At 70.6% G+C, this 24,729-nt stretch carries 21 protein-coding genes and 1 riboswitch; of the genes, 2 read left to right on the top strand and 19 right to left on the bottom strand.

Going from position 1 to position 24,729, the window contains the following annotated elements; translation table 11 throughout:
* The first annotated feature begins 6 nt into the window (after positions 1-6).
* The gene (locus BGO37_RS04520) at positions 7-1,542 is read left to right on the top strand and encodes a DUF222 domain-containing protein (RefSeq protein WP_291752684.1); all 1,536 of its coding nucleotides are present in this window, start codon (positions 7-9) and stop codon (positions 1,540-1,542) included.
* 50 nt (positions 1,543-1,592) lie between these two features.
* On the opposite strand, the gene BGO37_RS04525 is transcribed toward BGO37_RS04520, so the two are convergent.
* The 6 genes from BGO37_RS04525 to BGO37_RS04550 all read right to left on the bottom strand — a co-directional run bounded on the left by BGO37_RS04525 (position 1,593) and on the right by BGO37_RS04550 (position 6,708).
* Entirely contained in the window at positions 1,593-2,393 is an 801-nt protein-coding gene (locus tag BGO37_RS04525; protein ID WP_291752685.1) for an exodeoxyribonuclease III, read from the bottom strand.
* A 123-nt stretch (positions 2,394-2,516) separates the two neighbouring features.
* Positions 2,517-2,996: a VOC family protein gene (locus BGO37_RS04530; RefSeq protein WP_291752686.1), complete on the bottom strand. Its 480-nt coding sequence runs from the start codon at positions 2,994-2,996 to the stop codon at positions 2,517-2,519.
* 75 nt (positions 2,997-3,071) lie between these two features.
* Complete coding sequence (locus tag BGO37_RS04535) at positions 3,072-3,953, bottom strand: bifunctional methylenetetrahydrofolate dehydrogenase/methenyltetrahydrofolate cyclohydrolase (RefSeq protein WP_291752687.1); 882 nt, start codon at positions 3,951-3,953, stop codon at positions 3,072-3,074.
* On the bottom strand, positions 3,953-5,230 hold the full coding sequence (gene glyA, locus BGO37_RS04540; RefSeq protein ID WP_291752689.1) for a serine hydroxymethyltransferase: 1,278 nt from the start codon (positions 5,228-5,230) through the stop codon (positions 3,953-3,955). Before glyA ends, BGO37_RS04535 begins: the two co-directional genes overlap by 1 nt.
* 65 nt (positions 5,231-5,295) lie before the next feature.
* Positions 5,296-5,382, bottom strand: a riboswitch (ZMP/ZTP riboswitch).
* A gap of 70 nt (positions 5,383-5,452) precedes the next feature.
* On the bottom strand, positions 5,453-6,202 hold the full coding sequence (locus BGO37_RS04545; protein WP_291752690.1) for an aminoglycoside 3'-phosphotransferase: 750 nt from the start codon (positions 6,200-6,202) through the stop codon (positions 5,453-5,455).
* A complete protein-coding gene (locus BGO37_RS04550) occupies positions 6,199-6,708 on the bottom strand; it encodes a GNAT family N-acetyltransferase (protein ID WP_291752691.1) in 510 nt (169 codons plus the stop codon). Before BGO37_RS04550 ends, BGO37_RS04545 begins: the two co-directional genes overlap by 4 nt.
* 48 nt (positions 6,709-6,756) lie before the next feature.
* Here BGO37_RS04550 and purU point away from each other — a divergent pair, with 48 nt between their 5' ends.
* Entirely contained in the window at positions 6,757-7,608 is an 852-nt protein-coding gene (purU, locus tag BGO37_RS04555; RefSeq protein WP_291752692.1) for a formyltetrahydrofolate deformylase, read from the top strand.
* 232 nt (positions 7,609-7,840) lie between these two features.
* Here the strand turns inward: purU and BGO37_RS04560 are convergent, their stop codons facing one another.
* The 13 genes from BGO37_RS04560 to mmsA (BGO37_RS04620) form a co-directional block, all read right to left on the bottom strand.
* Positions 7,841-9,037, bottom strand: coding sequence for a sugar-binding protein (locus BGO37_RS04560; protein ID WP_291752694.1), 1,197 nt, complete (start codon positions 9,035-9,037; stop codon positions 7,841-7,843).
* A gap of 64 nt (positions 9,038-9,101) precedes the next feature.
* Positions 9,102-10,364 carry a sugar ABC transporter permease gene (locus BGO37_RS04565; RefSeq protein WP_291752696.1) on the bottom strand — a complete coding sequence of 421 codons (1,263 nt, stop codon included), beginning with the start codon at positions 10,362-10,364 and terminating at the stop codon, positions 9,102-9,104.
* 43 nt (positions 10,365-10,407) lie between these two features.
* Positions 10,408-11,943 (bottom strand): multiple monosaccharide ABC transporter ATP-binding protein, encoded by a 1,536-nt coding sequence (gene mmsA, locus BGO37_RS04570; protein WP_291752697.1) that lies wholly within the window; start codon positions 11,941-11,943, stop codon positions 10,408-10,410.
* A gap of 123 nt (positions 11,944-12,066) precedes the next feature.
* Entirely contained in the window at positions 12,067-13,284 is a 1,218-nt protein-coding gene (locus tag BGO37_RS04575; RefSeq protein ID WP_291752698.1) for an ROK family transcriptional regulator, read from the bottom strand.
* 57 nt (positions 13,285-13,341) lie between these two features.
* The gene (locus tag BGO37_RS04580; protein ID WP_291753010.1) at positions 13,342-14,100 is read right to left on the bottom strand and encodes an ATP-binding cassette domain-containing protein; all 759 of its coding nucleotides are present in this window, start codon (positions 14,098-14,100) and stop codon (positions 13,342-13,344) included.
* 94 nt (positions 14,101-14,194) lie between these two features.
* Entirely contained in the window at positions 14,195-15,391 is a 1,197-nt protein-coding gene (locus BGO37_RS04585; RefSeq protein ID WP_291752700.1) for an ROK family transcriptional regulator, read from the bottom strand.
* A 26-nt stretch (positions 15,392-15,417) separates the two neighbouring features.
* Positions 15,418-16,647 (bottom strand): multiple monosaccharide ABC transporter permease, encoded by a 1,230-nt coding sequence (gene mmsB, locus BGO37_RS04590; RefSeq protein ID WP_291752702.1) that lies wholly within the window; start codon positions 16,645-16,647, stop codon positions 15,418-15,420.
* On the bottom strand, positions 16,644-18,206 hold the full coding sequence (gene mmsA / locus BGO37_RS04595; protein WP_291752703.1) for a multiple monosaccharide ABC transporter ATP-binding protein: 1,563 nt from the start codon (positions 18,204-18,206) through the stop codon (positions 16,644-16,646). The genes mmsB (BGO37_RS04590) and mmsA (BGO37_RS04595) overlap by 4 nt, the downstream gene beginning before the upstream one ends.
* Positions 18,207-18,324: 118 nt before the next feature.
* Positions 18,325-19,452, bottom strand: a complete 1,128-nt coding sequence (locus BGO37_RS04600; protein WP_291753012.1) for a sugar-binding protein — start codon at positions 19,450-19,452, stop codon at positions 18,325-18,327.
* A 265-nt stretch (positions 19,453-19,717) separates the two neighbouring features.
* Positions 19,718-20,488: an ATP-binding cassette domain-containing protein gene (locus tag BGO37_RS04605; RefSeq protein ID WP_291752705.1), complete on the bottom strand. Its 771-nt coding sequence runs from the start codon at positions 20,486-20,488 to the stop codon at positions 19,718-19,720.
* A gap of 66 nt (positions 20,489-20,554) precedes the next feature.
* Positions 20,555-21,811, bottom strand: coding sequence for an ROK family transcriptional regulator (locus BGO37_RS04610; RefSeq protein ID WP_291752706.1), 1,257 nt, complete (start codon positions 21,809-21,811; stop codon positions 20,555-20,557).
* A gap of 100 nt (positions 21,812-21,911) precedes the next feature.
* Positions 21,912-23,105 carry a multiple monosaccharide ABC transporter permease gene (mmsB, locus tag BGO37_RS04615; protein WP_291752707.1) on the bottom strand — a complete coding sequence of 398 codons (1,194 nt, stop codon included), beginning with the start codon at positions 23,103-23,105 and terminating at the stop codon, positions 21,912-21,914.
* Entirely contained in the window at positions 23,102-24,652 is a 1,551-nt protein-coding gene (gene mmsA / locus BGO37_RS04620; RefSeq protein ID WP_291752708.1) for a multiple monosaccharide ABC transporter ATP-binding protein, read from the bottom strand. The genes mmsB (BGO37_RS04615) and mmsA (BGO37_RS04620) overlap by 4 nt, the downstream gene beginning before the upstream one ends.
* Positions 24,653-24,729 lie beyond the last annotated feature (77 nt).

Here is a 24,729-nt window from a genome sequence, read left to right on the forward strand (position 1 = left end):
GCGACGATGACGAGTCCGGTGCCGCGCGCCGCGCTGCCGGCGGAGTGCGCCGCTGCTGATGCGGCGTTCCGTGCCGTCCTCGGCGTCGCCGGTGGGGCCGACGCGTGGAGCGCGCCGACGCGGCAAGCTGTGCTGGCCTGGCTGTCCGAGCACCGCGACCTCGTGGCAGCCGTCGAGGGCAAGGTGCTGACCGCGGAGCGCGACGCAGGCACATGGGCGTTGCGCGGTGACCGGGACCTCGCGGGGTTCGTCGGGCGCGAGACGCGAGCCGGCCGCGGTGCCGGGATGGCCGCCGTGGCGCAGGCCGGGACGCTGGCCGCGATGCCGACCGTCGCGGACGCGCTGGTCGACGGGCCGGTCACCACGACGCACATCGCTCAGATCACGCGCGCCACCGCGGCCTCTCCCGCGTTGGCTGCCGACCTCGCGACGGCCGAGGGCCAGGAGCGCGTGGTGGAGCTGGCGGGCCGGCTGGACGGCTCCGCGTTCGGCAAGGCGCTGCAGCAGCTGGGCGCCAGCCTCGACCCGGCGATGCGGCAGCGCACCCACGACGAGCAGCGCGCCAACCGCTTCCTCAACCTGACGCACACGCCGTCGGGCACCCTGCTCAAGGGCCGGCTGGACACGGTCGTCGGGCACGAGCTGGGCAAGGCGCTGCAGGCGCTGAGCCCCCGGCCGACGATCGACGACGAGCGGACCGGCGAGCAGCGCCGGGCCGACGCCCTGGCGACGATGGTCCGCCGCGTGCTGGGCGACAAGGACACGATGCCCGGCGCGGTCGCACCCGTGCAGGCCGTCCTCACGCTCAGCCAGGAGACGTGGGCGGCGCTCCGGACAGCCCGGGACGGGGCCCCTCCCGCGCACCCCACTCCTCGCGCGGACGCCGCCGCGGCGGCTCGTCGTCACCCGCCGAGCGCGGGCGATCACCACAGCGCCGCCCCGCAGTCACCGTCAGCCCCGGCGGCCGGCGATGACCACGCGGAGCCGGACCCGAGCGACACGGACCTGTCACGCCATGGCCCGGCGACGCCGGGGTCGGCGGCCGACCTGGTCAGCCGTCTGCGCGGCGTCGAACCGGTCACCGACGAGTCCGGGCAGGCCTGGCCGGCGTCCGAGATCGCCCGTGCCCTGTGCGACTGCGCCCTGACCCGGGCCGTCGTCGGCGCCAAGGACGCCGACCTTAACCTCGGCCGAGAGGCGCGGGGCTTCAAGCGTCAGCACTGGATGGCCCTCTACGCGGCCGGCATCAGCGGCTGCTCGATCCTCGGCTGCGGCATGCCGCTGGCCGACACCGAGCTGCACCATGTCGCCTGGTGGTACGAGCACGGCGGGCGAACCGATCTCGCGAACTGCCTGCCGTACTGCTCCTTCCACCACCACGAGATCCATCGCAAGGGCATCGTGGTCAACCGGTTGCCGGACGGTCGCGTCGAGCATCGGTACCCCGACGGCCGTGTCTACGGCGAGGCGCCACCCGATGCACGGCCGCGCCCCGCGGCCGACGATCCGCCCGTCGACCTCCTCGGGCTCCTCTCCGCCTGACCCCGCTGGATCGGCGCGCGCGGCGCCGTGGTCGGCGGCCGGCTCGCCGTTCAGCCGAGGTCGTAGTCGACGACGAGCGGAGCGTGGTCGCTGAAGCGCTCCGTGTAGCTGGGCGCGCGGTCGATCGTCGCCTTGACCGCACGCTCGCCGAGCCGGGGCGTGGCCATCTGGTAGTCGATGCGCCACCCGGCGTCGGTGTCGAACGCCTTGCCGCGCCAGGACCACCACGTGTACGGGCCGGGGCCGTCCCCGCCGAGCCGCCGGCCGACGTCGTGCCACCCGAGCTCGTCGAACCATCGGTCGAGGTAGGCGCGCTCCCCCGGCAGGAAGCCCGCGTGCGTGAGGTTGCCCTTCCAGTTCTTCAGGTCGACCTCGCGGTGCGCGATGTTGAGGTCGCCCGCGACGACGGCGAGACCGCCGTCGTCGGAGATCGCCGCCATGCGTGAGGTCACCGCTTCGAGGAACGCGTACTTCTCGTCCATCGACGCCGTGCCCGCGGTCCCGGAGTGCACGTAGACCGACGCCACCGTGAGCGCCTCTCCGCCGGGGAGCTCGAGGTCGGCCTCCACCCAGCGCCCGGAGTCGCCGGGCGCTCCGGTGCCGATGCCGATCCGGATCGCCCGCATCGGCAGCCGCGACGCGATCGCGACACCGGCGCGCCCCTTGGCCTCCGCCGCCTCGTGGGCGAGGTGCCACTCGTCGCGCGCGAGGTGGTCGGCGAGGATCTCGTCGTCCGCGCGGACCTCCTGCAGCAGCAGCACGTCCGGGCCCGACGAGGCCAGCCACGCGCCCATCCCCCGGCGGAAGGCCGCCCGGATGCCGTTGACGTTGACCGACGCGACCCGCAGCACCCGGACATCCTGCAGGACGTCACCGACACCCCGCCGATCCGTCCGCTGACGGTGGCGCCGCCCCGGCTGTCTGGAAGCCGGGAGGTGGGGCGCGGCGCGAGTGCCACCCCTCCTGGCCCGACCTCAGGAGCCGGCGTAGGCCGCCTGGAGCGCTGCGACGTCGAGCTTGCCCATCGACAGCATGGCGGCGGTGGCCCGCTGGACGCCCGCCGGGTCGGGCCCCCACATCACCTCCATGAGCTGGCGAGGCACCACCTGCCAGGACACGCCGAAGCGGTCACGCAACCACCCGCAGGGCCCCGGTCGCCCGCCGTCGGCGGTCAGGATCTCCCAGTAGTGGTCCACCTCGTCCTGCCCGTCGACCGAGAGGAGCACCGAGAAGGCGTCGTCGAGCGCCAGGCCCGGCCCCGCGGACAGGAAGGTGAACGGCACCCCGGCGAGGTCGAGCTCGACGACGTACGGGCTCCCGGGCGGCGCGCCCGGCACTCCCTCGGGCGCCGTCGCCACGCTCGTGATGCGGGTGTCCGGGATCACCCGCTCGTAGAACCGGGCGGCCTCGTAGCCGTTGTCGTCGAACCAGAGGTGGGCGCGGACCGCAACCATGGGTGCCTCCTCGTCGTGGGCCCGTCCATGGTCGCCCGCGCCCGCCGATCCGACGACCGGAGGGCCGGCCGCACGTCACCCCAGGGAGCGCTCGGCGGCCTCCACGACGTTGGCCAGGAGCATCGCCCGCGTCATCGGCCCGACCCCGCCCGGGTTGGGCGACACCCACGCCGCCACCTCCCGCACCGAGGGGTCGACATCGCCCGCCACGCGGGACTTCCCCGTGACCGGGTCCGTCACACGGGAGACGCCGACGTCGACGACGACCGCGCCCGGCTTCACCATGTCGGCCGTGACGATCGACGGCACGCCCGCCGCGGCCACGATGACGTCGGCCGAGCGGGTGTGCGCGGCGAGGTCGGCCGTCCCGGTGTGGGTGAGCGTCACCGTCGCGTTGACGGCGCGCCGCGTCAGCAGCAGGCCGATCGACCGGCCGACGGTCACGCCCCGCCCGACGACGACGACGTCGGCCCCGTGCAGCGAGACGCCATGGCGGGTGAGCAGCTCGAGGATCCCGCGCGGCGTGCACGGCAGCGGTGACGTCAGCGGCTCGTTGACCCGCAGCACCAGCCGGCCGAGGTTCGTCGGATGGAGCCCGTCGGCGTCCTTGGCCGGGTCGATGAGCTCGATCGCGCGCTGCGCGTCGAGCCCGCGCGGCAGCGGCAGCTGGACGATGAACCCCGTGCACGCCGGGTCGTCGTTCAGCCGCCGGATCGCCGCCTCGACCTCGTCCTGCGACGCGGTGGCCGGCAGGTCCTCCCGGATCGAGGCGATGCCGACCTCCGCACAGTCGCGGTGCTTGCCGGCGACGTAGATCTGCGACCCCGGGTCGTCGCCGACGAGCAGCGTGCCCAGGCCGGGCCGCACGCCACGCTCGGCGAGGGCCGCGACGCGGACGCGCAGCTCGTCCTTGATGGCGGCGGCGGTCGCCTTCCCGTCGAGGAGGGCGGCCGTCATCAGTACTGCTTCAGGTCGGCGTAGAGCGGGAACGCCTCGGCGAGCTTCGCCACCCGGGCTCGCAGCGCCGTGACGTCCGTCGCGGCACCGCCGACGAGCGCGGTGGCGATGATGTCGGCCACCTCGGTGAACTCGACATCGCCGAAGCCCCGCGTCGCGAGCGCGGGCGTGCCGATCCGCAGGCCCGAGGTGACTCGCGGCGGGCGCGGGTCGAACGGCACCGCGTTGCGGTTGACCGTGATGCCGGCGTCGTGGAGCAGGTCCTCGGCCTGCTGGCCGTCGAGCGGCGAGTTGCGCAGGTCGACGAGGACCAGGTGGACGTCCGTGCCGCCGGTCAGGACGTCGACGCCGGCCGCGGTGACGTCGGGTGCAGTGAGCCGGTCGGCGATGATCTTCGCGCCGGACAGCGTGCGCTCCTGCCGGTCCCGGAACTCGTCGGTCGCCGCGATCTTGAACGCGACGGCCTTGGCCGCGACCACGTGCATGAGCGGACCGCCCTGCTGGCCCGGGAACACGGCGGAGTCGATCTTCTTCGCCCACTCGGCCTTGGACAGGATGAAGCCGGAGCGTGGCCCGCCGATCGTCTTGTGCACGGTCGAGGACACGACGTCCGAGTAGGGCACGGGCGACGGGTGCAGGCCGGCGGCGACGAGGCCGGCGAAGTGCGCCATGTCGACCCAGAGCTTCGCGCCGACCTCGTCGGCGATGGCACGGAACGCCGCGAAGTCCAGGTGCCGCGGGTAGGCCGACCAGCCGCCGATGATCACCTCGGGGCGGTGCCGCAGCGCGGCCTCCCGCACGGCCTCGGGCTCGATCCGGTACGTCTGCGGGTCGACGCCGTACGCGGCGACGTCGTAGAGCCGGCCGGAGAAGTTGATCTTCATGCCGTGCGTCAGGTGGCCGCCGTGGGACAGCTCGAGGCCGAGGATCCGGTCGCCCGCGGTGGCGAGGGCGTGCAGCACGGCCGCGTTCGCCGTGGCGCCCGAGTGGGGCTGGACGTTGGCGTGCTCGGCGCCGAACAGCGCCTTGGCGCGGTCGATCGCGATGTTCTCGGCGATGTCGACCTGCTCGCAGCCGCCGTAGTACCGGTGGCCGGGGTAGCCCTCGGCGTACTTGTTCGTCAGCACCGAGCCGGTGGCCTGCAGCACCGCACGCGGCACGAAGTTCTCCGAGGCGATCATCTCGAGCGTGCCCTGCTGACGCGCGAGCTCACCGTCGAGGACGGCGGCGATGTCGGGGTCGACCTCGGACAGGCCCTGGTCGAGGAGGTTGGTCATGGCGGCGCTCCCGTGGCAGTCGGGGTGTGCGGGCGGGTCGACCCGCACACCGTGGTGTGTGGCGACCGCCGGGCCCAGGCGTCCGACCCGCAGTCCTGCTGCTTCGTCGCTCCCCGGTGGGAACCCACCTTGCGCCAGTCGCGACGGCGTCAGCCTACCAACCCACGGCCCGCGGCCGGCGCCTCGATTGCCGCCAGCCACGCGCGCAGGAGCTCCACGGCGCTACGTGGCGGCCCAGAGCCGCCGGTAGTAGTCCGTGCGCTCGTCGTCGGGCGCGACGCCGTACGCCTCGAGCAGCACGCCGTCCCAGCCGGGCCCGTAGTTCCACTCCAGGCTCCACGTCGCCACGGCGAGGTCCGCCCAGCGGTCGGCGACGCCGAGGGCGCCGAGGTCGACGTGACCGGTCCAGTGGCCGGCGTCGTCCAGCAGCGTGTTGGGCGCGCACGGGTCGCCGTGGCAGACGACGAGCCGGTCGACCGGTGGCGGCGCACCCAGGCCCGCACGGGCCGACGACGAGCCGGAGCGCCGTTCGTCGGCACGTGCGAGCCGCGCCGCGACGCCCCAGTCGAACGGGCACGGCCCCACCGGCAGCGCCGCGTGGAGGGCCTGCAGCCCCTCCCCGATCGCCCGGGCGGCGACGGCCGGCGCGGCCAGCCACCGCGGGGACACCGCCGACGAGCCCGGCATCGCGGCGGTGACCAGCCACGTCCCCTCGTCGTCGGTGCCCGACCCGAGCACGGCGGGCACCGGGGTGTACGCGGCCGCCCACGCGAGGCGCGCCGCCTCGTCCGCCGGCTCGATCCCCGTACCTGCGGGCTGCCACTTGACGTACCGACCCGGGATCGCGAAGGTCACTCCCCCGAGCTCGTTGCGCCACACCGCCTCGACCGACGACGAGCCCGCGAGCGCGGCCACCGCCGCCGGGACCGACACCGCCCCCTCGGGCGGGCCGGCGACCAACCGCGCGGTCACGACGTCGGGGCGTCGTCCTCGGCGGCGTCGTCGCCCAGCAGCTTGCGCAGGTACGCGTAGGTGAGGTCGCCGGCCGTCTGGTCGTTCTGATACTCGTAGCCGCGCTTCTGGTACATCGCGATGTTGTGCAGAGAGTCGCGCGAGGTGAAGATCCACACCTCCTGCGTGCCCTCGGGCAGGTGCGTGACGATCTCGTTGAGCAGCCGGGTGCCGATGCCGCGTCCCTGGACGTCCGGGGCCACCGCGAAGCGACCCAGCGTCGCCTTCGTGCCCTCGACGAGCACGCGGATGGAGGCCACCAGGCGGTGCCCGGCCCACGCGCCGAGCGTGACCACGTCGTCGCGCGCCAGGTCGGCCCGCAGCTCGTCGAGCGTCTGGGTCAGCGGCGGGATGTTGACGTCACCGATGAGCCGCGCCTCGGTGACGAAGGCGGCGCGCCGCAGCGTCAGCAGCTCTCCCGCGTCGTCGTCGGTCACGGGGCGGATGTCGAGCTCGTCGTCCGTCATGCGCCCCATCGTTTCAGGTGAGCAGCCGGGGCACTACTCTCGGGCCTCGTGTCCGAGCCGACCGACTGGGTTCTCACCCTGTCCTGCCCCGACCGCCCCGGCATCGTCGCGGCGGTGGCCGGGCTGATCGCCGAGCACGGCGGGAACATCACCGAGTCCCAGCAGTTCGGGGACCCCGAGACCGGGCAGTTCTTCATGCGGGTCCAGGTCACCGCGACCGCCTCGTACGACGACCTCGCCGGCGCCTTCGGCGCGCTGGCACCCCGGTTCGCCATGGACTGGTCGCTGGACGTCGCCGGCCGGCCGGTGCGCACGCTCGTCATGGTGTCCACGGCCGCGCACTGCCTCAACGACCTGGCGTTCCGGCAGCGCTCCGAGGGCCTGCCGATCGACCTGGTGGCCGTCGTCTCCAACCACGAGACGCTGCGGCCGCTGGCCGACTTCTACGGCATCGGCTTCCACCACGTGCCCGTGACGCCGGACACGAAGGCCGCCGCCGAGACGCGGCTGCAGGCGCTGGTCGACGAGCTCGACGTCGAGCTCGTCGTGCTCGCCCGGTACATGCAGGTGCTGTCCGACGACTTCTGCGCGCGCCTGCCCGGCCGGATCATCAACATCCACCACTCGTTCCTGCCGTCGTTCAAGGGCGCCCGCCCCTACCAGCAGGCGCACACGCGCGGCGTCAAGCTCATCGGCGCCACCGCGCACTACGTGACCGCCGCCCTCGACGAGGGGCCGATCATCGAGCAGGACGTCGAGCGCGTCGACCACAACCGCACGGTGGCCGACCTCGTCCGCCTGGGGCAGGACGTCGAGCGCCGCGCCCTGGCGCGCGCCGTGCGCTGGCACGCGGAGCACCGCGTGCTGCTCGACGGCCCGAAGACGATCGTCTTCCGCTGACGACCGCCGAGGGCGCCCACCGGACCCCTCGCGATCACCCCTCACCGGCGCCGGCCGCCGCAGCCTCGTGCCCGGCGCCTGCCGTCACGGCCCTGCACGCCACGTCGACCGTGGCCACGACGACCGGCGGAACACGCGTCGGCGGCCCGCCCCCCACGAGGTGGGGAACGGGCCGCCGACGGAACCGATCAGGTCACGGCGCTCGGGACATCAGTCCCGCGGGCCGCTCAGATCACTTGTGCGTCTTGCAGTAGTCCGTGGCGAGGGCCGCGGCCGACGCGCTCGGGCTCGTGGTCGGGTCGTACGCGGTGCAGACGTTCGCCTGCGTCACGAGGACCGGGGCCAGCAGGAAGGACGGCACGATCTTGTTGCCGTTGTTGTACGACTTCGTGTCGTTGACCGTGACCGGCTTGCCGGCCGAGATGTCCTTGAGCACGGAGACGACCTGGGTCACGAACTTGCCGGTGTCCTTGTTGATCGTCGAGTACTGCGTGCCGTCGGCGATGAGCGGGATCGAGGCGACCTCGGAGTCCTGGCCGGTGATGACCGGGTTCGGCAGACCGGCGTTCTTCACGGAGGTCAGCGCCGCACGAGCCAGCGTGTCGTTCGGGGACAGGATGCCGTTGAGCTTGGTGCCGCCGGTGTAGTTCGCAGCCAGGATCGCGTCCATGCGCGTCTGGGCGTTCTGCGCCTGCCAACCCTGGGTCGCGGCCTGCGACTGGGTCTTCTGGCCCGACAGGATCTTCAGCGTGCCGTCATCGATCTTCGGCTGCAGGACGCTCATGGCGCCCTCGAAGAACGGCTTCGAGTTCGAGTCGTCGTTCGAGCCGGCGATCAGCTCAATGTTCCAGGGCGACGCGCCCTCCTTGGCCTTCAGGCCGTCGAGGAGCGCCTGCCCCTGCAGCTGACCGACCTTGTAGTTGTCGTACGCCATGTACATGTCGATGTTGGGCGTGTTCGTCAGCAGGCGGTCGTACGCGATGACCGAGATGCCCGCGTCCTTGGCGGCCTGCAGCTGGCTGCCCAGCTGCGAACCGTCGATCGCGCCGATGACGAGAACCTTCGCGCCGGCCGTGATCATGGCCTGGATCTGGTTCTGCTGGTCGGTCACGCCGCCGTTGGCGTAGTTGACCATCGGCTTGAAGCCCGCCGCGGTCAGCTGGTCGGTGAAGAGCTGACCGGCGAGGACCCAGTTCTCGGACGTCTTCTGGGGCAGCGAGACACCGACCGTGGAGCCGGCCGGGAAGGCGGGCAGCGAGATCGTGTCGCCGGAGGCGCCGCCGCCGCTGGTGGTGGTGGCAGAGGCCGCCGGCGTGGAACCCCCCGTCGTCGCGGTCGTGTTGCCGGTGTTGTTGTTGGACGAACAACCCGCCAAGGCCAGCGCTGCGACAGCGCCGAGGGCCGCGACGGAGATCGCGAACTTCCTCATTCTTCTCTCCTCTTTAACTGGTGAATCACCGTTGATCACACGTTCCGCAGCTGCCCGACGCCGACTAGATCTTGGCGACCTCGGGACGCACCTGCTCTTCTCCCTGCGTTTCCTTTCTCCTGGAACGCAAGCCCCTCATGATGGCGCCGGTGATGGAAGGCCGGCCCTGAGCCTTGCTGTAGAGGTCGAAGGCGACCGCGACCAGCAGGACGAGCCCGCGGATCATGGCCGACCAGTCCGAGCCGACGCCCAGGACGAACATGCCGTTGCTGAGGATCGACATGAACAGGCCACCGATGACGGACCCGACCACCGTGCCGACACCGCCGGAGACCGCCGCGCCGCCGACGAACACGGCCGCGATGACGTCCAGCTCCCAGCCGTTGCCGTCCGACAGGCCGGTCGAGCCGGACTTGCCGACGAACATGATCGCGGCCACCGCGGCGAGGAACGACATGTTCGTCATCGCGATGAAGTAGACCTTCTTGATGTTGATGCCGGTCAGCGCCGCGGCCGCCTTGTTGCCGCCGACCGCGTAGACCCCCCGGCCGATCGTCGTCCGCGTCTCGACGAAGTGGTAGAAGATGACGAGGAGCACGATGATGACGCCGGCGACGGGGAACGACGTCCCCGGGCGGCCGTTCGCGAACGCGATGGTCAGGATGGCCAGGGCCGCGACGACGGTCGCCAGGCGCGCGACCATCACCCACGTCGGGGGCACGACGCCCCCGCCGCGGACGATCTTCCCGCGGCGGCGGATCTCCCGGTAGATCACGGCCAGCATCGCGATGACGCCCAGCACCAGGGTCGGGTTGTTGAAGCCCGTGTGGGGACCCCAGTCGGGCAGGAAGCCGCTGCCGATCTTCACGATCTGCGGGGGGACCGGGACGCTCTGGCCGTTGCTGATGTGCTGGTCCAGCCCGCGGAACAGCATCTGGCCCGCCAGCGTGGTGATGAAGCCCGGCACCCCGATGTACGCGAGCCAGGCGCCTTGCCACATCCCGATGGCGGTGCCGACCGCGATGCCGAAGAGGATGCCCGCCCACCAGGGGAAGCCCCAGTCCTTGATCGACAGCGCGAGACAGATGCCCACGACGGCCGCCACCGACCCCGGCGCCAGGTCGATCTGGCCCATGACGATGACGAACAGCATGCCGAGCGCCATGACGAGGACGTACGACCAGCCGATGATGATGTTCTGCAGGTTCTCGGAGTGCAGAGTACGGCCGCCCGTCTGCCAGGCGAAGAACGCCATGACGACGATCAGGAAGCCAAACAGCGCGTATTGCCTCATGTTCGCGCCGAAGAACTGTCGAAGTGCCTTCATTGTCTTCTGTTCCTGCTCAGCTCGTGACGGTCTTGGATGGAGTTCAGGCGGCCGTGTCGGTCATCTGACGCATGAGCGACTCCTGCGTCGCAGTCCGCGCATCGGCCTCACCCGTGATTCGGCCCTCGAACACGGTGTAGATGCGATCGCACACACCCAACAGCTCGGGCAGCTCGGAGGAGATCATGACGACTCCCTTGCCCTGGTCGGCCAGCTCGTTGATGAGGCCGTAGATCTCGTACTTCGCCCCGACGTCGATGCCGCGGGTCGGCTCGTCGAGGATCGCCAGCCGCGGCTCGGTGAACATCCACTTGGACAGCACCACCTTCTGCTGGTTGCCACCCGAGAGCGTCGAGACGCCGACGTCGACCGACGCGGCCTTGATGCGCATGGCCGTCCGGTACCGCTCGGCCGCCGCGGCGGACGCCTCCAGGTCGATGACGCCGCGCTTCGAGATGCGGTCGATGCCCGCCGACGAGATGGTGCCCTTGATGGTGTCGAGCAGGTTGAGGCCCAGCATCTTGCGGTCCTCCGGCACGTAGGCGATGCCGTGCGCGATCGCCTCCTTGACGGAGGTGACCTCCACCTCGCGCCCGTCGATGTAGATCTGGCCGCCGTGCCAGATCCCGTACGAACGGCCGAAGATCGAACGAGCCATCTCGGTGCGCCCCGCGCCCATCAGCCCGGCGAAGCCGACGATCTCGCCCGCGCGGACGTAGAAGTTGGCGTGCTTCGTCACCAGGCGCCCCGGGACCTGGGGGTGCTCCACGACCCAGTCGCGGACCTCGAAGATGCGCTCCCCGATGTGCGGCGTGTGGCTGGGGAACCGCGACTCCATCGAGCGGCCGACCATGCCCCGGATGATCCGGTCCTCGTTGACGCTGCCGTCCTCGACGGTCAGGGTCTCGACCGTCTTGCCGTCCCGCAGGATCGTGATCGAGTCGGCGATCGCCGCGATCTCGTTCAGCTTGTGGGAGATCATGATGCTGGTCAGCCCGCGCGAGCGCAGGGACCGCAGGATGTCGAGGAGGTTCGCGGTCTCCTCCTCGTTGAGGGCCGACGTCGGTTCGTCGAGGATGAGCAGCCGGACGTCCTTGGCCAGGGCCTTCGCGATCTCGACGAGCTGCTGGTGGCCGACACCGATGTTCTTGATCGCGATGTCCGGGTCGATGTCCAGGCCGACGCGCGCGAGCAGCTCGACGACGCGGCGCCGCGCCGCGATCCAGTCGATGACGCCGCGGGTGGCGACCTCGTTGCCGAGGAACATGTTCTCGGTGACGGACAGCTCCGGGATGAGCGCCAGTTCCTGGTGGATGATCGCGATGCCGGCGTGCTCGGAGGCGCGGATGTTGGCGAAGCGCACCTCCTGCCCCTCGAAGATGATGTCGCCCTCGTACGACCCGTGGGGGTAGACCCCCGAGAGCACCTTCATGAGGGTGGACTTGCCCGCACCGTTCTCGCCGCAGATCGCGTGGATCTCGCCGGCGCGCACCGACATGCTGACGTTGTCGAGCGCGCGGACGCCCGGGAACACCTTCGTGATCGACTTCATCTCGAGGATGACGGGTCCGTCACTCATCTACCTGACTCCCTGTGCCGCTGTGCCACTGTGCACGCCGATCGCGCCGCTGCCCGTGTTGGACCCTAGGCAGCGGAGCCTTTCTCGTCAACTTCTGAACACATGGTCGTGTCCAGACCATCATTAGTTCGATACCAAAACGTCACCTGAACGCAACGATGCCTGGAGGGCGAGCAGGCAGGCACCCTGGACCTCGGCCGTCTCGCCGAGGTCGGTGAGGGCGAAGTCCGTCCGCCCCGTCGTGGCGGGCAGCGCCCGCTGCCGCACCGTGGCGACCATGCCCTCCAGGAGCGCCTGGCCACCGGCCGCCAGGGGGCCGCCGAGCACGACGTCGTCCGGGCTCAGCAGGTTGCAGACGGGCGCGAGCGCCAGGCCGAGCGCGACACCGGCGTCGTAGAGCAGCCGGTTGACCATGACGTCACCGTCCTGCGCCGCACGCACCACCTCGGGGACGTCCCACGTCCTCTCGGGCCGGGTGCGCCGGAGGTCGCCGACGAGACGGCGCGTCGACACCAGCGTCTCGAGGCACCCCCGGTTGCCGCAGTAGCACAGCTCGCCGTTGTCGACGACGGGGACATGCCCGATCTCGCCCGTGATGCCGGTCGTCGAGCGGTACAGGCTGCCGTCGAACGACAGCCCGACGCCGACGCCGGTGGCGACCTTGACGTAGACCAGGCTGTGCGCGCCAGCGTGCTGACCTGCACCGTAGTGCGCCAGCGCGCCCAGGTTGGCGTCGTTCTCGAGGACGACCGGCACGCCGAGGGCGTCGCGCAGAGCTTCGCCGAGATCCACACCCGCCCAGTTCGGGAGCACGCTCGCCTGGACCACACGACCGGTGACGGGTTCCAGCGATGCCGGCAGGGCCACCCCGCAGCACAGCACGCGCGAACGGTCGACGTGGTGCTCGTGCAGCAGCCCGTCGAGCATCTCGGCGGCGAGCGGCAGCGTCTCGAAGGGTTCGTGCCCGGGCGCCAGCTGGACCAGCTGCTCGCCCCACGCGCGCCGCCCGGCGTCCCAGCCGAGCATGCGCATGTGGGTGCGACCGATGTCCACGCCGACGACGACGCGCGGGTCGGGTGCGAGCCGCACCTCGACCGAGCGGCGGCCGGAGCTGATCGTCGAGGCGGTGGCGACCAGTCCGGTCGTCTCCAGCTCGCGCACGATGGACGAGACGGTGCCCGTCGACAGGCCGGTCGCCCGGGCGAGGGCCGCCTGCGTCCTCGGGCCCTGTGCGCGGAGGGTGGCGACAACCATGCGGATGTTCCGCTCGCGCAGGGCCTTCTGCGACCCCGTGTCGCGTTGCGGGGCGACGACCCGCGTCCTCACGGCCATGGTCGTCATGTGTACCCTGGCAGCGGTGCTGCCGTCAACCCTTGAACGCAAAGGGTGCGTTTGCGGTCAACCTACGGCGGAGAGTGGGGCTCCGCTCGGTTGCCACGGCGGCTCGGCGCGGGTGGCGCCGGTGATGGCGGCGATGATCTCCTCGTAGCTCGCGCGCTGGGTGCTGAACGACCCGTTGTTGCGGCCGAGGCGGAGCACCTCGATCCGGTCGGCCACGGCCCGCACGTCCGTCATGTTGTGGCTGATGAGGATGATGCCGAGGCCCATCTCCCGCAGCCGCTCGATGTGCGTGAGGACCTCAGCGGTCTGCGCCACCGACAGCGAGGCGGTGGGCTCGTCCAGGACGACGATCCGGGGGCTGCCGATGAGTGTCCGGGCGATCGCCACGGACTGACGCTGGCCCGCCGACAGAGCCGCGAGCGGCGTCCGCGCCGACGGGATGCGGCTGGCCAGCCGGTGGAGCACCTCGCGCGTGATCCGCTCCATCTCCTCGTCGGAACGGCGCAGGGCACCGTGCATCTCCCGCCCGAGGAAGAGGTTCGCCGTGACGTCGAGGTTCTCGCAGAGCGCGAAGTCCTGGAACACCGTGGCGACGCCGAGGTTGTACGCCGCCGCCGGTGTCGGGATCGTCACGGCCTCGCCGTCGATCTCGATGAGGCCCGAGTCGGGCGGGAGGGCGCCGGCCACCATCTTCGCGAGGGTCGACTTGCCGGCTCCGTTGTCGCCGACGAGCGCGACGACCTCATGGGCGTGCACCTCGAGGTCGACGTCGGTCAACGCCTCGACCGCGCCGAACCGCTTGCTGATCCCGTGCATCGCGAGCAGCGGGCCTTGCGCGACACCGATCACTCTCGCACCAGCTCCCCGTCGAACCGTCGCCCATCATTGGAAACCGCACGTGAGACGGCCGTCAACTGGCCGACTCCTCATTGTCCACGTCACCCATCGCCGGCACCTCCGCCGCCTGCAGCGCGAGCAGCAGCGCGCCCATCACCTCGGCCCGCGTCCCGAGGGCCGCCGGCACCACCTCGAGGGGCGCGATCCGGTTGACCACCATCCGGCGCGTGATGGCCGTGCGCATCGGACCGAGGAAGACGTCGCCGCTCTCGGCGAGCTCGCCCCCGACGACGACCACCTCGGGGTTCATCACCATGCACAGGTTGGCCACGACCGCCCCGATCTGCGCGCCGGCGTCGGCGACCAGGCGCGAGCATCCCTGGTCCCCCTCCTTGGCGAGCAGGACCACGTCCCGCAGCGACAGCGCGCCGCGGATCGGGCGGACCGCCTCGAGCAGGGCATCCGCACCGACGATGGTGTCGAGGCAGCCCCTGTTGCCGCAGGAGCAGATCAGGCCCTGCGGGTCGACCTGGACGTGCCCGATCTCGCCGGCGAGCCCCGCGTAGCCCCGGTGCGGCTTGCCGTCGATCACCAGTCCCGCGCCGATCGCGTGGGAGGCCAGGACGAAGGCGCTGTCGCGATGGTTGCGCGACGCCCCGAGCGTGCTCTCCGCGAGCGCACCGAGGTTCGCCTCGTTGTCGACCGCGACGGGGCAGCCCACGCGCTTGGCGAGGGTCTGCCCGAGGTGCGTGTCGTCCCAGCCCCGCATCACCCCGCCGACCGAGATCATCCCGGTGGCGGCGTCGACCGGTGCCGGGACCCCGATGCCGACGCCGACCACGTCGGTGACCGAGGCACCGACGCGCTCGAGCATGTCGGCCACGAGCAGCGCGACCCGGTCGAGGCTGGCGTCCATCCGATGGTCCCGTGGCAGCGGCAGCGACTGCTCGGCGATGACGGAGTGCCCGAAGTCACCGAGCACGATCCGGAGGTGGCGCGACCCGAGGTGGACGCCCACCGCCAGGCCGAGCCGGCGGGCCAGCGTCACGAGCTGGGCCCGCCGGCCGCTGCGCGTCGTCACCGCCGTGTCGACCAGCCCGGCGGCGTACATCTCGCGCACGATGTTCGACACGGTCGCCGTGGACAGGCCGGTAGCGGCCGCGAGCTCGACCTGCGTGAGGCCGCCCCAGCGCTGCACGGTGTGCAGCACCAGGGTCCGGTTCGCCTCACGCAGGGACGACTGCGATCCCGCCGTCGCCTTGTTGCTCACGGCCGCTACCTCGGCGCCCTGCCGATCTACTGCGTCCCGGCCCGCCGCTTGCTGACCAGGTCGTACGCGACGGCGAGGAGCAGGACGAGCCCCTTGATCACCTTGGTCCACGCCGGGTCGACGTTCATGATCGACAGGCCCTGGTTGAGCACGCCCATGATGAGCGCGCCGACGATGGCGCCGGAGATCCGGCCGATGCCGCCGGTGACCGCCGCACCGCCGATGAAGCAGGCCGCGATCGCGTCGAGCTCGAAGCCGTCACCGGCGGCCGCGAGCGCCGTGCCCAGGCGCGACGTCACGATGACGCCGGTGAGGCCGGCCAGCACGCCGATGTTGACGAAGATCCAGAAGTCGACGCTGCGGGTGTTGACACCGGACAGGCGGGCGGCCTGGCGGTTGCCGCCGATCGCGTAGATGTGCCGCCCGAACACCGTGCGCCCCATGACGAAGGAGTACGCCACGACGAGCACCGCGCAGATGACGAGCGCGATCGGGGAGCCGCCGGTGGAACGCGACAGCAGCCAGGCGACGACGCCGATGCCGGCGGAGGCCAGGACGACCTTCATGACGAAGACGCCGACCGCCTCGACGGCCAGGTTGTGCTTGCGCAGCGCGGTCCGGGCACGCAGCTGCGCCCAGATCGTCGCGAGGATGAGCAGCACCCCGATGACGAGGGTCAGGACGTCAGCGTTCCCCACACGCCCCAGGAAGTTGGGCAGGGAGTTGGCCATGATGCCGTTGAACGTGGTGTCCAGCACCGGGATGCTCTGGCTCACGATCGCCAGCGCGAGGCCACGGAAGACGAGCATGCCGGCGAGCGTGACGATGAACGCCGGGATGCCGACGTAGGCGATCCAGAATCCCTGCCACGCCCCGACGGCGGCACCGAGGACGAGCGCCAGCGCCACCGCCGCGTACCAGGACAGGCCCCAGTCGTGGATGGAGATGGCGACCACGCCGCCGATGGTCGCGACGACCGAGCCCACCGACAGGTCGATGTGCCCGGCGATGATGACCATCACCATGCCGATGGCCAGCACCATGACGTAGGCGTTCTGGTTGACCAGGGCCGCGACGTTGTCGGGGTAGAGCAGCCGGCCGCCGGTCATGGCCTGGAAGAGCAGGATGATGACGACGAGGGCGGCGAAGATCCCGTACTGGCGGGCGTTGCCGCCCAGGCCGCCGAAGCGCTCGCGCCACGACGTGCCCGTCGTCAGCTTGCCGCCGGTCGGCACGAGGTTGAGGTCGGTGCTCATCGCACAGTCACGTCCTTGTCCATCGTCATGTACGTCATGAGGAGCTCCTGCGTCGCGTCGGCCTTGGCCACCTCACCGGTGACGCGGCCCTGGCTGAAGGTGTAGATGCGGTCGCACGTCCCGATGAGCTCGGGCAGCTCGGACGAGATGAAGACCACGCCCTTGCCCATGTCGGCGAGCCTCTGGATGATCACGTAGATCTCGTACTTGGCGCCGACGTCGATGCCACGGGTCGGCTCGTCGAGGATGAGCACGTCCGGCTCGGCGTAGATCCACTTCGACAGCACGACCTTCTGCTGGTTGCCCCCGGACAGCTTGCCGGCGAGGGCCGCGACGGTCGGCGTCTTGATCGCCAGCTCGCGGCGGTACCGCTCGGCGATGTTCGTCTCGGCGTTGGCGTCGACCACGCCGCGCCGGGACAGCTTCCGCAGCGCGGCGGCCGAGATGTTCCGCTGCACCGTGTCGATGAGGTTGAGCCCGTACCGCTTGCGGTCCTCGGTGGCGTAGGCGATGCCGTGCTCGATCGCCGCCCCCACGCTCGGCAGGTGGATCTCCTGGCCGTCCTTGTAGACGTGCCCGGAGACGTTGACGCCGTAGCTGCGGCCGAAGAGGCTCATCGCGAACTCGGTGCGGCCCGCGCCCATGAGGCCGGCCAGCCCGACGATCTCACCGCGGCGCACCGTGATCGACGCGTTGTCGACCACCTTGCGCGTCTGGTCGATCGGGTGGTGCACCGTCCACTCCTCGACGCGCAGCACCTCCTCGCCGATGTTCGGCGTGTGCTCGGGGAACCGGTGGTCCATGGGCCGGCCGACCATGCCGCGGATCAGGCGTTCGTCGGTCACGGGCTCGGTGCCGTGGTTGTCGAGGGTCTCGATGGTGTGGCCGTCGCGCACCACCGTGATGGTGTCGGCCACGGAGAGCAGCTCGTTGAGCTTGTGGCTGATGATGATCGAGGTGATGCCCTGCTCGCGGAGCTCCTTGAGGAGAGAGAGCAGGTGCGCGCTGTCCTCGTCGTTCAGGGCGGCCGTGGGCTCGTCGAGGATGAGCAGCCGGACCTCGCGCGAGAGCGCCTTGGCGATCTCGACGAGCTGCTGCTTGCCGACGCCGATGTCGGCGATGCGGGTCTCGGGCCGCTCGTTCAGGCCGATGCGTCGCAGCAGCTCGGCGGCCTTGACGTTCGTGGCGTTCCAGTCGATGACGACGCCGGTGCGCTGCTCGTTGCCGAGGAAGATGTTCTCGGCGATCGACAGGTACGGCGAGAGCGCCAGCTCCTGGTGGATGATGACGATCCCGACCCGCTCCGAGTCGCGGATCCCGCGGAACTCGACGGGCTTGCCGTCGTAGACGATCTCGCCCTCGTAGGTGCCGTGCGGGTAGACCCCCGACAGCACGTTCATCAACGTCGACTTCCCGGCGCCGTTCTCCCCGCAGATCGCGTGGATCTCGCCCCGCTCGACGGCGAGGTTCACGTCGTCGAGGGCGATGACGCCCGGGAACCGCTTGGTGATCCCGCGCATCTCGAGGATCCGATCGCGCGGGATGGTCTCGTTCTCCATGTCCCCTCGTCCGTTGCCGTGCCGTCGTTGCCACCGTCGGGCCGGCCGGCCGCCGGGGCGTCACACGCCGCCGGCGGCCGGTCCTGCACCGATCTTCGTCCTTCGACCGATCCGGAGGTCAGCTGAGGCCGAGGTCCTTCTTCGTCCAGAAGCCCGAGTCGACGAGGATCGACTGGACGGTGTCCTTGGTCACGACCTGCGGGTCGAGCAGGTAGGACGGGACAGCCTTGTTGCCGTTGTTGTAGTCGGTCTTGTTGTTCACGTCGACCGTGGTGCCGTCGAGGATCTGCTTGACCATCTTGGACGTCTGCTGGGCGAGCGCCCGGGTGTCCTTCCACACGGTCATCGACTGCAGGCCCTTGAGGATGTTGACGGTGTTCGCCTGGTCGGCGTCCTGGCCGGTGAGGACCGGGAAGTCGGAGCCCGCGGTGTAGCCGGCGTTCTGCAGGGCCTTGGAGATGCCGAGGGCCAGCGAGTCGTTCGGCGACAGGACGACCTGGACCTTCTTGCCACCGGTGTAGAACGAGTTCAGCCGGTTCTCCATCTCGGCCTGGGCCTTGTCCGAGCCCCAGCCGAGGATGCCGATGGACTTCCAGTCGTCGAGCGTCTTGGGCCACTTGTTGGAGACCGAGACGAGCTTGCCGGAGTCGACGTACGGCTTGAGGACGTCGTACGCGCCCTTGAAGAAGAAGCGCGCGTTGTTGTCGTCCGGCGAGCCGGCGAACGCCTCGAAGTTGAACGGACCCTTGCCGTCCTTCAGGCCGAGCTGGGTCTCGATGAACTGACCCTGCAGCGTGCCGACCTTCTCGTTGTCGAACGTGGCGTAGTAGTCGACGTTCGGCGTGTTGAGGATCAGGCGGTCGTACGCGATGACCTTGATGCCCTTCTTGGCGGCCTTCTCCAGCGTCGGGCCGAGGGTGGTGCCGTCGATCGACGCGATGACGAGAACCTTGGCGTTGTCGTTGATCGCGGTCTCGATCTGGGAGATCTGCGTGTCGTTCTTGTTGTCGGCGAACTGGACGCTGACCTTGTAGCCGTTCGCCGTCAGGTCCTTCTTCAGCTCGTCGCCGTCGCGGTTCCACCGGGGAAGCTGGGTCGTCGGCATGAAGACGCCGACAAGCTGGCCGCTGCCGCCACCCGTCGAGCCCCCAGCCGGCGTGTTGCCGCTGCTGCACGCCGCGAGGGGCGTGAGCACCAGCCCGAGGCCGACGGCGTAGGCCGCCGCCTTCTTCCACGTAACTGACATCGTCGTCCGCTCCTGTCTCATCGTCCGGCCCGTGAGGCGCTGCCGGAGCTCCTGTGCCCCGGCCCGGACCAGCTCGTCGATGAGCGCGGCCCCTGCACGTCCGGTGATGGTTGGATTCAAGTCCTGAAGACTAGGCGCCGCAAGGATCGTGACCAAATCGTGTCGATCGGCGAGTCGGGCACCCGTGGCCCCCGGGGCCGCGGTGCGGCACGACTCTTGCGTTCACGCAATCAACCGTGGAGAACGGTCTACGCACCGGTTGAGGTCAACCGACCGAGCGCAGGCCGGGCTCGACGTGGGTCGCACCCGTGATCGCCGCGAGGATCTCCTCGAAGCTCGTGCGGGACGCGTCGAACGAACCGTTGTTCCGACCGTGGCGCAGCACCTCGATCCGGTCGGACACCGCCCGGACGTCGGTCATGTTGTGGCTGATGAGGATGACCCCGAGGCCGAGGTCCCGCAGGCGCTCGATGTGCGTGAGCACCTCGGCGGTCTGCACCGCCGAGAGCGCGGCCGTGGGCTCGTCGAGCACGACGAGCCGCGGGTCCCCGATGAGGGTGCGGGCGATCGCGACCGACTGCCGCTGCCCCGCGGAGAGCGCCGAGAGCGGTGTGCGGACCGACGGGATGCGGCTCGCGAGCTTGGCGAGCACGTCGCGGGTGATCTGCTCCATGCGGCCGTCCTGGAGCATCCCGTTCTCGCGCAGCTCGTGACCGAGGAAGAGGTTGGCCGTCACGTCGAGGTTGTCGGCGAGGGCGAGGTCCTGGAAGACCGTGGCGATGCGCATCTCGTGCGCCACCGAGGGGGACGAGATCGACACCTGCTGGCCCTCGATCTCGATGATGCCGGCATCGGGCTGCAGGACGCCGGACACCATCCTCGCCAGCGTCGACTTCCCCGCGCCGTTGTCGCCGACGAGCGCCACGACCTCGTGGGCGCGCACCTCGAAGTCGACGCCGGACAGGGCCTCCACGGCGCCGAACCGCTTGCTGATCTGTCGCATCGACAGCAGCGGCGCCCCGCCCCGCTCGTTCATCTCGACACCTGCTCTCCGTTGGGCACGTGCGGAACCCTGACAGTCAAGGCCGCGGTGGTGGTCACGTCAACGCCGCTCGGCCACACCGTGGTCATCCCCGTCCTCCTGCGTCCCGCCGTCGGCGCCCTCGCCGGCCGCGGGCGGCGTCTCGGCCGCGTCGAGCGGGATCTCGGCCGCCTCCAGCGCCAGCGCGATCGCCCCCAGCACCTCGGCCCGCTGGCCGAGCTCGGCCGGGAGCACCTCGAGCGGGGCTATCTGGTTGAGCAGCACCCGGCGGCGGATCGCATCCCGCATCGGCCCGATGAGCACCTCGCCGGTCTCCGCCAGCTCACCGCCGACCGCGACGCACTGCGGGTTGACCGCCACGGCGAGGCTCGCGACCACCGACCCGATCGCGGCCCCGGCATCCGCGATCACCTGGCGGCAGCCGGGGTCGCCGTCGTTGGCCATCTGCACCACGTCCCGCAGCGCGAGCGAGCCGTGGCTGGCCCGCAGCGGCTCGAGCAGGGCACCGGCGCCGACGACCGTGTCGAGGCAGCCGCGGGAGCCGCAGCGGCAGATCGCCCCCTGCGGGTCGACCTGCACGTGCCCGATCTCCCCGGCGGTGCCGGCGAACCCGCGGTGAACCTGCCCCGAGATGACGATGCCCGCACCGATCCCGTAGGACGCCCGGACGTACAGGGAGTCGCGGTAGCCCCGCGCGGCACCGAACCGGCTCTCGGCGAGCGCCCCGAGGTTGGCGTCGTTCTCGACGACGACCGGCTTGGCAAGACGCTTGGACATCACGTGGACGATGTGGATGCCGTCCCAGCCGCGCATGATCCCCGGGACGGTGATCATGCCGGTGCCCGGCTCGACGGGCGCGGGCAGCCCGACGCCGATGGCCAGCACCTCGTCGAGCGAGGCGCCGGCGCGCTCCGCCAGCTCGACCACGAGCAGGGCCGCCCGGTCGAGGCTGGTGTCCACGCGGTGCTCGTCGGGCAGCGGCAGCACCTGCTCGGCGACGATGTCGTGGGCGATGTCGCCGAGCGCCACCCGCAGCTGGCGGTGCCCGATGAGGACCCCCGCGACGAGACCGGTGCGGCTGGCGAGGCGGACCAGCTGCGCGCGCCGGCCGCTGCGGATCGTCGTGCGTGTGTCCACCAGGCCGGCGGTCTGCAGCTCCTTGACGATCGACGAGACCGTCGCGGCGGACAGCCCGGTCGCGCCGACGAGCTCGACCTGCGTCAGGCCTCCGAAGCGTTGGATCGCCTCGACGACGAGCGACCGGTTCCCCTCCCGCAGGGAGGACTGCGACCCGGACGCCGCTCCCCCCAGTCTCATGTCGCGAATCCTCGCAGGTCGGGCGCGGTGGGCTGGGCGCCACGGCGGGGCCGAGCACCGGATCGACCCGGTGCGGCGGCCCCGCCGTGGTGCGTGTGGATCAGCGCGTCGCCTCCGCGCGGCGGCGGTTCCAGATGTCGAACGCGACCGCGAGCAGCAGCACGATGCCCTTGACGACCTGCTGCACCGCCTGGCCGACGCCCATGAGCTGCATGCCGTTGGCCAGCACGGCCATGATCAGGCCACCGACCATGGCGCCGGTGACCCGCCCGACACCACCCGTGGTCGACGCGCCACCGATGAAGCAGGCGGCGATCGCGTCGAGCTCGAACATGTTGCCGGCACCCGGCTGGGCGCCGTTGGTCCGGGCGGAGAAGACGACGCCCGCGACGGACGCCAGGACGCCCATGTTGACGAAGGTCCAGAAGGTCACCTTCCGCACCTTGACGCCGGACAGCTGCGCCGCGTTGAGGTTGCCGCCGATCGCGTAGATGTGCCGGCCGAACACCGACTTCTGCATGACGATCGAGTAGGCGATGATCAGCACCGCCAGCAGGATCAGCACGATCGGCAGGCCGCGGCTGCGCGCCAGCTGCGAGCCGAACCACATCACGACCGCGGCGACCACGACGATCTTCGCGACGAACAGCGGCATCGACTCGACGACCTGCTGGTAGGCGATGCGCCCACGGCGCGTCCGCCACTGGCTCACCGCGTACCCGACCACCGCGATGGCGAAGATCACCACCGTGAACGTGTCGATCCCGTAGCCGCCGAACAGCCCGTTGAGGAAGCCGTTCGCGATCCCGTAGTACGTGCCGTTGAACGGCGACAGCGAGATGTTGTTGAGCACGATGTAGGTCAGGCCGCGGAACAGGAGCATTCCGGCCAGCGTGACGATGAACCCGGGGATGCCCACCGAGGCGACCCAGAAGCCCTGCCAGCAGCCGACGAGGAAGCCGACGACGAGGGCGCTGAGCACACCGACGTACCACGGTGCGTGACCCTTGATGACGACCTCCGCGGCGACGGCGCCGGTGAGCGCCACCACCGAACCGACGGACAGGTCGATCTGGCCGAGCACGATGACCATGAGCATGCCGGTCGCCAGGATCAGCACGTACGAGTACTGCAGGACGATGTTGGTCAGGTTGCCCGGGGACAGGAAGTCGCTGTTCAGCACCGAGAAGAGGGCGACGATCGCGATGAACGCGACGAAGATCCCGCTCTGGCGCACGTTCCGGGTGACGAGGTCCCGGACCCCGACCCCAACTCCGGCGACGGTCGTCGTCATGATGCCCTGTCCTTTGCGTCTCGCTCGATGGTCATGAGTTCCATGAGTCGCTCCTGCGTCGCCTCGGCCACCGGCACCTCGCCGGTGATGCGCCCGAAGGCCAACGTGTAGATCCGGTCGCACGTCCCCAGGAGCTCGGGCAGCTCGGACGAGATGACGACGACCGCTTTCCCTTCGGCGACCATCCGGTTGATGATCGTGTAGATCTCGTACTTGGCACCGACGTCGATGCCGCGTGTCGGCTCGTCGAGGATGAGCACGTCGGGCGTCGTGAACAGCCACTTCGCCAGCACGACCTTCTGCTGGTTGCCGCCCGAGAGCTTGCCGACCGGCACCGAGACCGAGGGCGTGCGGATGTTGAGGCTCGACCGGTACTCCTCGGCGGCGCGCAGCTCCTCGTTGCCGTCGACCCAGCCGCGGGTGGCCAGCTTGTCGAGCGCCGCGGACGTGATGTTGCTGCGGATGTCCTCGATGAGGTTGAGCCCGAACCGCTTGCGGTCCTCCGTCGCGTACGCGATGCCGTGCTCGATGGCCGCCGACACGTCGGGGATCTCGACCGGCGCGCCGTCCTTGTAGATCTGCCCGGAGATGTCGCGACCGTAGGAGCGCCCGAACAGGCTCATCGCCAGCTCGGTGCGGCCGGCACCCATGAGGCCGGCGATGCCGACGACCTCCCCGGCTCGCACCGTGAACGAGGCGTCGTCGATGACGACGCGCCCGGCCTGCGTCGGGTGATGGACCGTCCAGTTCTCCACCCGGAGCACCTCGTCGCCGATCTGCGGCTCCCGGTCCGGGAACCGGTGCTCGAGGTCCCGGCCGACCATGCCGCGGATCATGCGGTTCTCGTTGGCCCCGGGGTCGGTCATGGCGAACGTCTCGATGGTCCGGCCGTCGCGGATCACCGTCACGGTGTCGGCGATCTCGGTGAGCTCGCGCAGCTTGTGGGAGATCATGATCGAGGTGATCCCCTGGTCCTTGAGCTGACGCAGCAGGCCCAGGAGGTGCTCGGAGTCGTTGTCGTTGAGGGCGGCCGTCGGCTCGTCGAGGATGAGCAGCTTGACGTCCTTCGAGAGCGCCTTGGCGATCTCGATCAGCTGCTGCTTGCCGACGCCCAGCTGGCCGATCGGCGTCGTCGGGTTCTCCTTGAGGCCGACGCGCTCCATGAGTCGTGAGGCCTGGTGGTTCGCCTTGTTCCAGTCGATCATCCCGCGGCCTGCGCGGACCTCGTTGCCCAGGAAGATGTTCTCGGCGATCGACAGGTAGGGGACGAGCGCCAGCTCCTGGTGGATGATGACGATCCCCTTGGCCTCCGAGTCGTTGATCGACCCGAAGCGGACCTCGTCACCGTCGTAGACGATCTCGCCCTCGTACGTGCCGTGCGGGTAGACCCCCGACAGCACCTTCATCAGCGTCGACTTGCCGGCGCCGTTCTCCCCGCAGATGGCATGGATCTCACCACGCCGTACCGTCAGCGTCACGTCCTGCAACGCCTTGACCCCGGGGAAGGTCTTGGTGATGCCGCGCATCTCCAAGATCTCGCTGGTCATGCGCCCTCCAAGGGTGTGGTTCAGGGTGCGGGCACGGTCCCGCCCGGTGAGGGCCGGGACCGTGCCCGCGAGAGGGG

The organism is Cellulomonas sp. 73-92, assembly GCF_001898175.1.
Classification (GTDB): domain Bacteria; phylum Actinomycetota; class Actinomycetes; order Actinomycetales; family Cellulomonadaceae; genus Cellulomonas.

Bases quoted from the DNA above. Each gene is read 5' to 3' on its own strand.
- mmsA (WP_291752703.1), bottom strand. From the start codon at position 18,206: ATGGAGAACGAGACCATCCCGCGCGATCGGATCCTCGAGATGCGCGGG.
- BGO37_RS04575 (WP_291752698.1), bottom strand. From the start codon at position 13,284: ATGACGACCATGGCCGTGAGGACGCGGGTCGTCGCCCCGCAACGCGAC.
- BGO37_RS04565 (WP_291752696.1), bottom strand. From the start codon at position 10,364: ATGAAGGCACTTCGACAGTTCTTCGGCGCGAACATGAGGCAATACGCG.
- BGO37_RS04580 (WP_291753010.1), bottom strand. From the start codon at position 14,100: ATGCACGGGATCAGCAAGCGGTTCGGCGCGGTCGAGGCGTTGACCGAC.
- BGO37_RS04560 (WP_291752694.1), bottom strand. From the start codon at position 9,037: ATGAGGAAGTTCGCGATCTCCGTCGCGGCCCTCGGCGCTGTCGCAGCG.
- mmsB (WP_291752707.1), bottom strand. From the start codon at position 23,105: ATGACGACGACCGTCGCCGGAGTTGGGGTCGGGGTCCGGGACCTCGTC.
- mmsA (WP_291752697.1), bottom strand. From the start codon at position 11,943: ATGAGTGACGGACCCGTCATCCTCGAGATGAAGTCGATCACGAAGGTG.
- BGO37_RS04535 (WP_291752687.1), bottom strand. From the start codon at position 3,953: ATGACGGCCGCCCTCCTCGACGGGAAGGCGACCGCCGCCGCCATCAAG.
- mmsB (WP_291752702.1), bottom strand. From the start codon at position 16,647: ATGAGCACCGACCTCAACCTCGTGCCGACCGGCGGCAAGCTGACGACG.
- BGO37_RS04600 (WP_291753012.1), bottom strand. From the start codon at position 19,452: ATGTCAGTTACGTGGAAGAAGGCGGCGGCCTACGCCGTCGGCCTCGGG.
- glyA (WP_291752689.1), bottom strand. From the start codon at position 5,230: ATGACCAACCTCCTCGACCAGGGCCTGTCCGAGGTCGACCCCGACATC.
- BGO37_RS04610 (WP_291752706.1), bottom strand. From the start codon at position 21,811: ATGAGACTGGGGGGAGCGGCGTCCGGGTCGCAGTCCTCCCTGCGGGAG.
- BGO37_RS04530 (WP_291752686.1), bottom strand. From the start codon at position 2,996: ATGGTTGCGGTCCGCGCCCACCTCTGGTTCGACGACAACGGCTACGAG.
- BGO37_RS04520 (WP_291752684.1), top strand. From the start codon at position 7: ATGACGAGTCCGGTGCCGCGCGCCGCGCTGCCGGCGGAGTGCGCCGCT.
- BGO37_RS04605 (WP_291752705.1), bottom strand. From the start codon at position 20,488: ATGAACGAGCGGGGCGGGGCGCCGCTGCTGTCGATGCGACAGATCAGC.
- BGO37_RS04550 (WP_291752691.1), bottom strand. From the start codon at position 6,708: ATGACGGACGACGAGCTCGACATCCGCCCCGTGACCGACGACGACGCG.
- mmsA (WP_291752708.1), bottom strand. From the start codon at position 24,652: ATGACCAGCGAGATCTTGGAGATGCGCGGCATCACCAAGACCTTCCCC.